This is a genomic window from Geminisphaera colitermitum TAV2 (genome assembly GCF_000171235.2).
GTDB lineage: Bacteria > Verrucomicrobiota > Verrucomicrobiia > Opitutales > Opitutaceae > Geminisphaera > Geminisphaera colitermitum.
The window spans coordinates 1-6,736 of record NZ_ABEA03000198.1 but is presented as its reverse complement, the minus strand read 5'-3'; the positions used below and the strand labels follow the sequence as shown (position 1 = coordinate 6,736).

Annotated in this window: 8 protein-coding genes; all 8 read right to left on the bottom strand. The window is 63.2% G+C overall.

Annotated features, from left to right (window positions below; genetic code table 11):
• The coding region (locus tag OBACDRAFT_RS30985) for a sigma-54-dependent transcriptional regulator (protein WP_052362436.1) at window positions 1-1,200 on the bottom strand (1,200 nt) is incomplete at its 3' end.
• Between the two features lie 189 nt (window positions 1,201-1,389).
• Window positions 1,390-2,265, bottom strand: coding sequence for a flagellin (locus OBACDRAFT_RS23135; RefSeq protein ID WP_043589378.1), 876 nt, complete (start codon window positions 2,263-2,265; stop codon window positions 1,390-1,392).
• Between the two features lie 235 nt (window positions 2,266-2,500).
• A complete protein-coding gene (gene csrA, locus OBACDRAFT_RS23130; RefSeq protein ID WP_043589377.1) occupies window positions 2,501-2,719 on the bottom strand; it encodes a carbon storage regulator CsrA in 219 nt (72 codons plus the stop codon).
• A gap of 15 nt (window positions 2,720-2,734) precedes the next feature.
• Window positions 2,735-3,178 (bottom strand): flagellar assembly protein FliW, encoded by a 444-nt coding sequence (gene fliW, locus OBACDRAFT_RS23125; protein WP_052362434.1) that lies wholly within the window; start codon window positions 3,176-3,178, stop codon window positions 2,735-2,737.
• Between the two features lie 40 nt (window positions 3,179-3,218).
• On the bottom strand, window positions 3,219-4,109 hold the full coding sequence (locus tag OBACDRAFT_RS23120) for a flagellin N-terminal helical domain-containing protein (protein ID WP_043589376.1): 891 nt from the start codon (window positions 4,107-4,109) through the stop codon (window positions 3,219-3,221).
• Window positions 4,110-4,127: 18 nt separating this feature from the next.
• A complete protein-coding gene (gene flgK / locus OBACDRAFT_RS23115) occupies window positions 4,128-5,537 on the bottom strand; it encodes a flagellar hook-associated protein FlgK (RefSeq protein WP_043589375.1) in 1,410 nt (469 codons plus the stop codon).
• Window positions 5,538-5,803: 266 nt separating this feature from the next.
• A complete protein-coding gene (gene flgN, locus OBACDRAFT_RS23110) occupies window positions 5,804-6,328 on the bottom strand; it encodes a flagellar export chaperone FlgN (protein ID WP_232767644.1) in 525 nt (174 codons plus the stop codon).
• 142 nt (window positions 6,329-6,470) lie between these two features.
• Window positions 6,471-6,736, bottom strand: a 266-nt coding sequence (locus OBACDRAFT_RS23105; RefSeq protein ID WP_043589374.1) for a rod-binding protein, incomplete at its 5' end; no start/stop codon positions are given.

Genomic DNA, 6,736 nt, shown 5'->3' with positions numbered 1-6,736 from the left:
GTCGCGGAGGCGGGTGTCGCCGGAGGGGGTGCGGATGAGGGAGGGGAGGCTGAGCGCGGCGGCAGAGATGGGGCGTCCGTTTTCAGAGAGGATGACGGCGCGTTCGATGATGTTTTGCAGTTCACGGACGTTGCCGGGCCAGGGATAGGCTTGGAGGGCGGCAAGGGCGTGGTCAGAAAAGCCGGGGAGTCGGAGGGAGTATTTGCGGGCAAATCGTTTCAAAAAGGTCTCGGCCAGCAGGGGGATGTCTTCGGGGCGTTCGCGCAGGGAGGGGATGTGCAGGGGGAAGACGTTGAGGCGGTAATAGAGGTCGGAGCGAAAGTCGCCGCGCGCGACGCTTTGCGCGAGGTCACGGTTGGAGGTGGCGAGGATGCGGACGTTGACTTTGATGGTGCGGGTGCCGCCGACGCGCTCAAATTCGCGTTCCTGGAGGACGCGCAGGAGCTTGGCTTGGAGGTTGGGGGTGATTTCGCTGACTTCGTCGAGGAGGAGGGTGCCGCGGTGGGCGAGTTCGAAGCGGCCTTCGCGGCGGTTGGTCGCGCCGGTGAAGGCGCCTTTTTCGTGTCCGAAGAGTTCGCTTTCGATGAGGGTCTCGGAGAGGGCGGCGCAGTTGACTTTGATGTAGGGGCCGGCGCGGCGGGAGGAGTGGCGGTAGATTTCGCGCGAGATCATTTCTTTGCCGGTGCCGTTTTCGCCGGTGATGAGGACGTTGGTGTCGGTGGGGGCGACGCGGCGGGCGATTTGCCGGAGACGGAGCATGGCGGGGCTGCGGCCGAGGAGGTCGGTGTCGGGGTCGTCGGGGTCGTTGAGGTGGCGGTTGACGCGGAGGAGTTGGAGGTAGGTGTCGGCTTTGCGCAGGAGGATGTCGATCTGGTCAATGTCGAAGGGTTTTATGAGGTAGTCGAAGGCACCGGCTCTCATGCAGGCGACGGCGTTTTCAATGGTGCCGTGGCCGGTCATCATGACGACGAGGGGGCGGTCGGGGTGGAGGTTGATGTGCTCAAGGAGTTGCTGGCCGTTGCCGTCGGGCAGGCAGACGTCGAGCAGGGCGAGGTCGAAGGTCTCGCGGGCGATGTGTTCGGTGGCCTGCGCGAGGGTGCCGGCTGTGACCACCGTGTATTTTTTTTGCCTGAAGAGGGTTTCGAGTGGTGCGCGAACGAAGGGTTCGTCGTCGAGGATGAGAATTCTTTCGAGTGACATGCCGGCGTGGTAGTGCGGAGGAACAGAAGACAGAGAACGGAAGTCAGGAGACAGAAGCGGGGGAGGGGGGGGAAGCGGAATCCTGCATTATCGCTTGTTGCTAATTTCTGTCTTCTGACTTCTGCGTTGTGACGCTGTTTTCCTGTCAAAAATATTTCACGCGGAGGCGCGAAGGCACGGAGAAATACATCAGTCCGCGGTGAGGAGGCTGAGGAGCTTGGTGCTCATCTCGCGGGTCTGGCTGAGCATGCTGGTGTGGGATTGGGTGAGGACTTGCTGACGGACGAGGGCGGTGGTGCTGGCGGCTATGTCAACGTCGCGGATGCGCGAGGTCTGGCTTTCGAGGGCGGCATCGGTGGAGTTTATGGTGTCGGAGGCGTGGCTGAGGCGGCTTTGGGTGGCTCCGACGGCGATGAGTCCGGTGGTGATCTGGGAGAGGGCGTCCTGGAGGGTGGCAATGGCGTCGGGGGCGGTGAGGTCGAGGGTGAAGGTGCCGGCGGCGTCCTGTTCGATGAGGGTATGGGTGGCGCCGGTGCGGAGGTTGATGGTGGGCAGTTGCAGGGTTTCGTCGGCGTGGACGCCGATGGCGAGGAGGGTGCCGCCGTCCGCTCCGAAGAGGGGGGCGCCGTTGTAGGAGCCGAGAGGGGTTTGTATGTCGGCGGTGCCGCCGATTTGCGCCTGAGTGCCGCCGATGACGGTGCGGAGTTGTTCTTGCAACTGGACGAATTCCCGGCGGTAGAGGTCAACGTCGTCGGGGGAGAGAACTTCGTTGCGGGCGTAGGTGGCGAGTTCGCTCATGCGGGTGAGGGTGTCGCCGAGGGAGGTAAGGTAGCTGTCGGTGGTTTGGAGGCGGCTGGTGCCGTTCTGGATGTTGATGGTGGCGGCGGCGAGGCGGGCGCGCTGGGAGTCGGCTTTGGCGGCGGTGCGGGTGCCGGCGGGGTCGTCGGCGGGGGTGAGCAGGCGCGTGCCGGAACCGAGGCGGGCAAGATGACGGTCGAGCGTTGTCTGGTTGCGGTTGAGGCTGGAGAGGAGGACGCGCGAGTTGCTGGCAAGGGTGTTGGTCATGTGTGGAAATTAATAATTAAGAGAGGTTCTAAAAATTGGAAAAACAGCGAAGACGCCAAGGCGCAAAGATCAGAGCAAAGAATTGTGAATTTTTGCATCTCATTTATTTTTAGTTAACTACAAAGCAATCAAAGAGATTTCTCCCTTTGCGCCTTGGCGACTTTGCTGTTCAAAAACGTATTTTTAGGAGTTCCCTTAACAATTAATAATTTTTGGGGGCGTGAGATTCGCGTGTTCATTCGTTGTTCGTCATTCGTAGTTTCATGATGTCGGGGAGGGCGGCGGCTTGGTTGGTGGCGGCTATGTCGGCGAGGACTTCTTTGCGGATGACGGGGATTTCGCGGGGGGCGTTGATGCCGAGTTTGACGGTGTCGCCGTCGATGCGGGTGATGACGATCTCGATGTTGCGTCCGATGAGGATGGCTTCGCCGGTTTTGCGGGTGAGAACGAGCATGGGGGGAGTCGGGGGTCAGGGGGTCGCCGTGACGATGGGGTGGCGGGGGCTGTAGTGGTTGTGATTGGAGAGAACGACTTGGCGGCCCACGCCGGTGCGGCGGTTGACGATGAGGGGGCCGACGAGGTTGACGGTGGCGGTGACGGGTTCGGTGCGGCTGACGGTGACGATGTTGAGCACGAGGGCGTCGCCGGGCGTGGCGAGGCCGATGGAGGTGGCGTCTTCGTCAAAGAGTTCGGGGGTGTAGTCGGGGACGACGCCGGAGGGTTCGATGACGACAAAGTGGAGCAGGTCAGGGCCGCTGACCCGGAGCCAGCGAAAGGGGAGTTGGCCGGGGAGGTGGAAGAGTTCGGCGTGGTGGTGTTCGGGGAAGCCGACGAGGCCGGCGGGGAGGTCGAGGCGGGTGGGGATGACGGTGGGCAGGGGGGGGGGGGGGGAATCGGTGGCGGTTGTTGTCATGGGCAGGCGGGCGGTGGCGGGTGGTTGGGCGCGGGTGGGTTCAGAGGTAGTCGAGGAGGGATTTGCTGATGATGCCGGAGGCAGAGGTGAGGGCGGCGTCGTAGGCGTTGGCAGCAGTGGTGAGGGCGACGATGGTGGCGGCCTGGTCGGCGTCGGCATCGGTGGAGATGAGGCCGGTGAGGCTGTCGTAGCGGGTCTGGAGGCGGCTCTGGGCGGCTTCGATGCGGGTCTGGATCGCGCCCTGGCCGCTGAGGGCGTTGACGAACATGTCTTCGCTTTCTTCCAGACCGGCACGGAGGTCGTTGACGGCGGTGGTGTCGCCGGTGTTGAGGGTGTCGCGGAGGTCGATGAGGCGGTTGAGAAAGGTGGCGATGGCGTGGTTGGTGTCGCCAGTGGTGCCGGGGGCGAGGTGGGAGGTTTCGGAGAGGGCGATGGTGCGTTGGTCGGTGTTGCCTTCGTAGGTGATGGTGGTGTTGCCGTCGGCGTCGGTGGCGAGGGTGAAGGGTTGGGTGTCGGTGGCGGTGCCGGAGAGGAGGTAGTCGCCGGAGAAGCGGGTGTTGGCGAGGTCGAGGGCTTGCTGGATGAGTTGGTCGAGTTCGACGGCGTAGGCGGTCATGGCGTCGGTGCTGGTGGCACCGGCTCCGAGGGTGGCGAGTTCGCCGGCGCGGTCGGAAATGCCCTTGAGGTCGGAGAGGGTGCTGTAGGTGGCTTCTGAATACTCAAGGGCTTTGGAGGCGTTGTTCTGGTATTGGGCGACCTGGCGTTGCTCCATCTGGTTGGAGAGGATGCGACCGACGGCGGCGGGGTCGTCGCCGGGGACGGTGACGCGCTGGCCGGTGGCGACTTGGTTTTGCAGGCGGGTCTGGCGCTCGGAGAGCCGGGTGAGCTGGTCGATGAGCCGGTGGGTGGTGGTGAGGGTGGAGGTGCGCATGGCAAGGTGGTTGGGGGATCAGGTGACGCCGAGGCGGTTGACGACGGTGTTGAGGAGGTCGTCGAGGATGGTGATGACGCGGGCGGAGGCTTGGTAGGCGCGTTGGTAGTTGACGAGGTTGATGGTTTCTTCGTCGAGGGAGACGCCGCTGGTGGAGTCGCGTTGTTCGCGGATGAGGGTCTCGATGCTGTACTGGGATTGGTGGCGGGTGTCGGCGCTGCTGACGGCCTGCCCGAAGTGGCTGACGGCGCTGGTGTAGTGGGCGGTGAGGGTGCCGTCGATGAGGGCGCCGTCGGCGGTGGAAAAGCGGGTGTTGATGAGGTTGGCGACGGCGGTGATGAGGTCGCTGTCGCCAGCGCCGCCGGTGGCGGTGGTGCGGAGGGTGGCGACGGTGAGGCCGGGGGCGAGGGCGATGTCGCCGGCTCCGGTGCCGGTGAAGAAGTCGTGGCCGGGGTCGGAGTCGGGGTTGTAGGCGTCGTTGACGGAGGTGATTAGTTGCCGGGCGAGGGTGTCGATGTTGTCGCGAAGGGTTTTGATGGCGCCGTCGCGGGCGGCGAGGCTGCCGTGGATGGTGCCGCCGGTGAGGGCGAGGGTGGTGGCGCCGCCGTCGGTGGAGAGGGTGCCGGTGGCGGGGTCGTAGGTGAGGGTGGCGGGGGGGGGGGAGCCCGCGGTGATGAGGGGGACTTCGTTGCCGTCGGTGTCGTGGGTGTAAATGTCGATCTGGCCGGGGTGGGCGGTGGAGGTGCGGGTTTCGAAAGAGATGTTTTGGGCGAGGTCTTCGAGGGCAGCCTGGCGTTCGTCGCGGAGGGTGAGGGCGGTGCCGGGGTCGTTGATTTCGAAGCGGGCGATTTGTTGGTTGAGTTCGGTGATTTTGGCGAGGAGGTCCTGGACTTCGCCGATGTCCTGGTTGATGGAGTCGTCGAGGTCGGTCTGGGCTTGGGCGAGGTCGGCGTCGAGGGTGCGGATGCGGTCAACGAGGATGGCGGCGTTGGCGAGGAGGGTTTGTTTTTCGCCTTGGTCGGTGGGGCTGGCGGCAAGGGCCTGAAAGGAGTTGAAGGTGTCGCTGAGGGCGGCGGAGAGGCCGTTGCCGCGGGTGTCGCTGGAGGTGTCGATGGTCTCGCCAAGGAGGGTCTGGACGCGGGCGTAGGCGGCGCGTTCGGCGGTGATGGAGGCGGTTTTGGCGGTCTCGCGGGTGACTTGTTTGTCGAGGAGGGCGTCGCGGAGTTGTTGCACGGTGCGGGCTTCGATGCCGAGGGTTTCCACGCCGTGGGCGGTGAGGACGGTGCCGCGGCTGGAATAGACGACGCGCTGGCGCGAGTAGTCTTCGTTGTTGATGTTGGCGATGTTGTTGCTCGTGACCTCGATGGCGCGGGAGTGGGCGTTGAGGGCGTTGGAGGCGTGGGAGAGGCTGGCAAGGAGTCCGGACATGTGGGTGTGGTTTTGGAAATTAAGAATTAAGAATTAAAAATTCAGGGAACTTCTAAAAATTACACAGAGGACACAGAGGAGGCACAGAGTTTGGGGAGGCCTGTCCGGTGGAAGGACATTTTCCTCGCGAATGAATGTCTCTGTAATTCATTTATTATAAATAAAATAATATTTTTTACGGAAAAAGGAGCAAAGTCGTTTTGTCCTCCCTAAACTCTGTGCCTTCTCTGTGATCTCTGTGTAATTTCTGATTTTTAGAACCTCCCTTAATTTTTAATTTCTAATTCCCGCAATGCGGGGGGGGATACGCGTCCGTTGGAGGTGTAGGTGCCGGGGAGTTTGTCGGGGCAGAGGAGGGTGAGGAGTTCGTGGTGGAGGCGGCAGGCGGTGGCGATGATGAGGTGGTTCTGGCGGGCGCGGCGGCGGACGCGGTGGATGAGGTGGTTGATTTCGTTGATGAGGGTTTTTGTCAGGATGCGGAGGTCGTCGTGCAGGAGGGGAAGGAGGTCCTGGAGTCGGGTGGAGGCGGGGCGTTTATGGGCGCGGGCGAGGTCGGCAACGCAGGTTTCGCGGCTGGCTCGGAGGCGGGCAGCGGTCTGCATGAGGTCTTCAATGGCGTGGGCGGATTGGGCAACGCGGGCGGCGTCGCGGTTCATGAGGTGGATTTGCTGTTCGTCAAAGAGGGCGAGGATGTCCCCGTATCCGGTGAGTTCTTCCCGGAGGCGGGCGATGAGGTCGTCGGTAAGTGGGGTGGCGGCGGCGGTTGACGGGTGGATGGCAGGCGGTGGCACGGTGTGTGTTATCGGCACGGGGGGAGGGGAGGTTAAAAATTAAGAATTAAGAATTAAAAATTAAGAATGGGCGGCTTCGCCGTCGTTTCGGAGGTGTGGGTGGTTTGAGGTGTTCGTGTGCGTGGGTTCGTTTTCTTAATTCTTAATTTCCCCGCGTTGCGCGGGAGGGGGAGAGTTGTTGTTCGATGACGCGGGCCAGGCCGAGGCCGCCGTTCTGGCTGAGGGACTGGGCCATGACGTCGGTGAGCATGTAGCCGTAGATGCCGGAGCCGGCGGTGGCGCCGGGAGCGGAGGGGGAGGATGAGGAGAGGGCGTTGCCGCTGGTGAGCGAGTTGAGCGCGGGGGCCAGGAGTTGCCGGATGAGGATGGCTTCGAATTGCGCGGCGGCACGGTGGAGTTCGGCAGCGG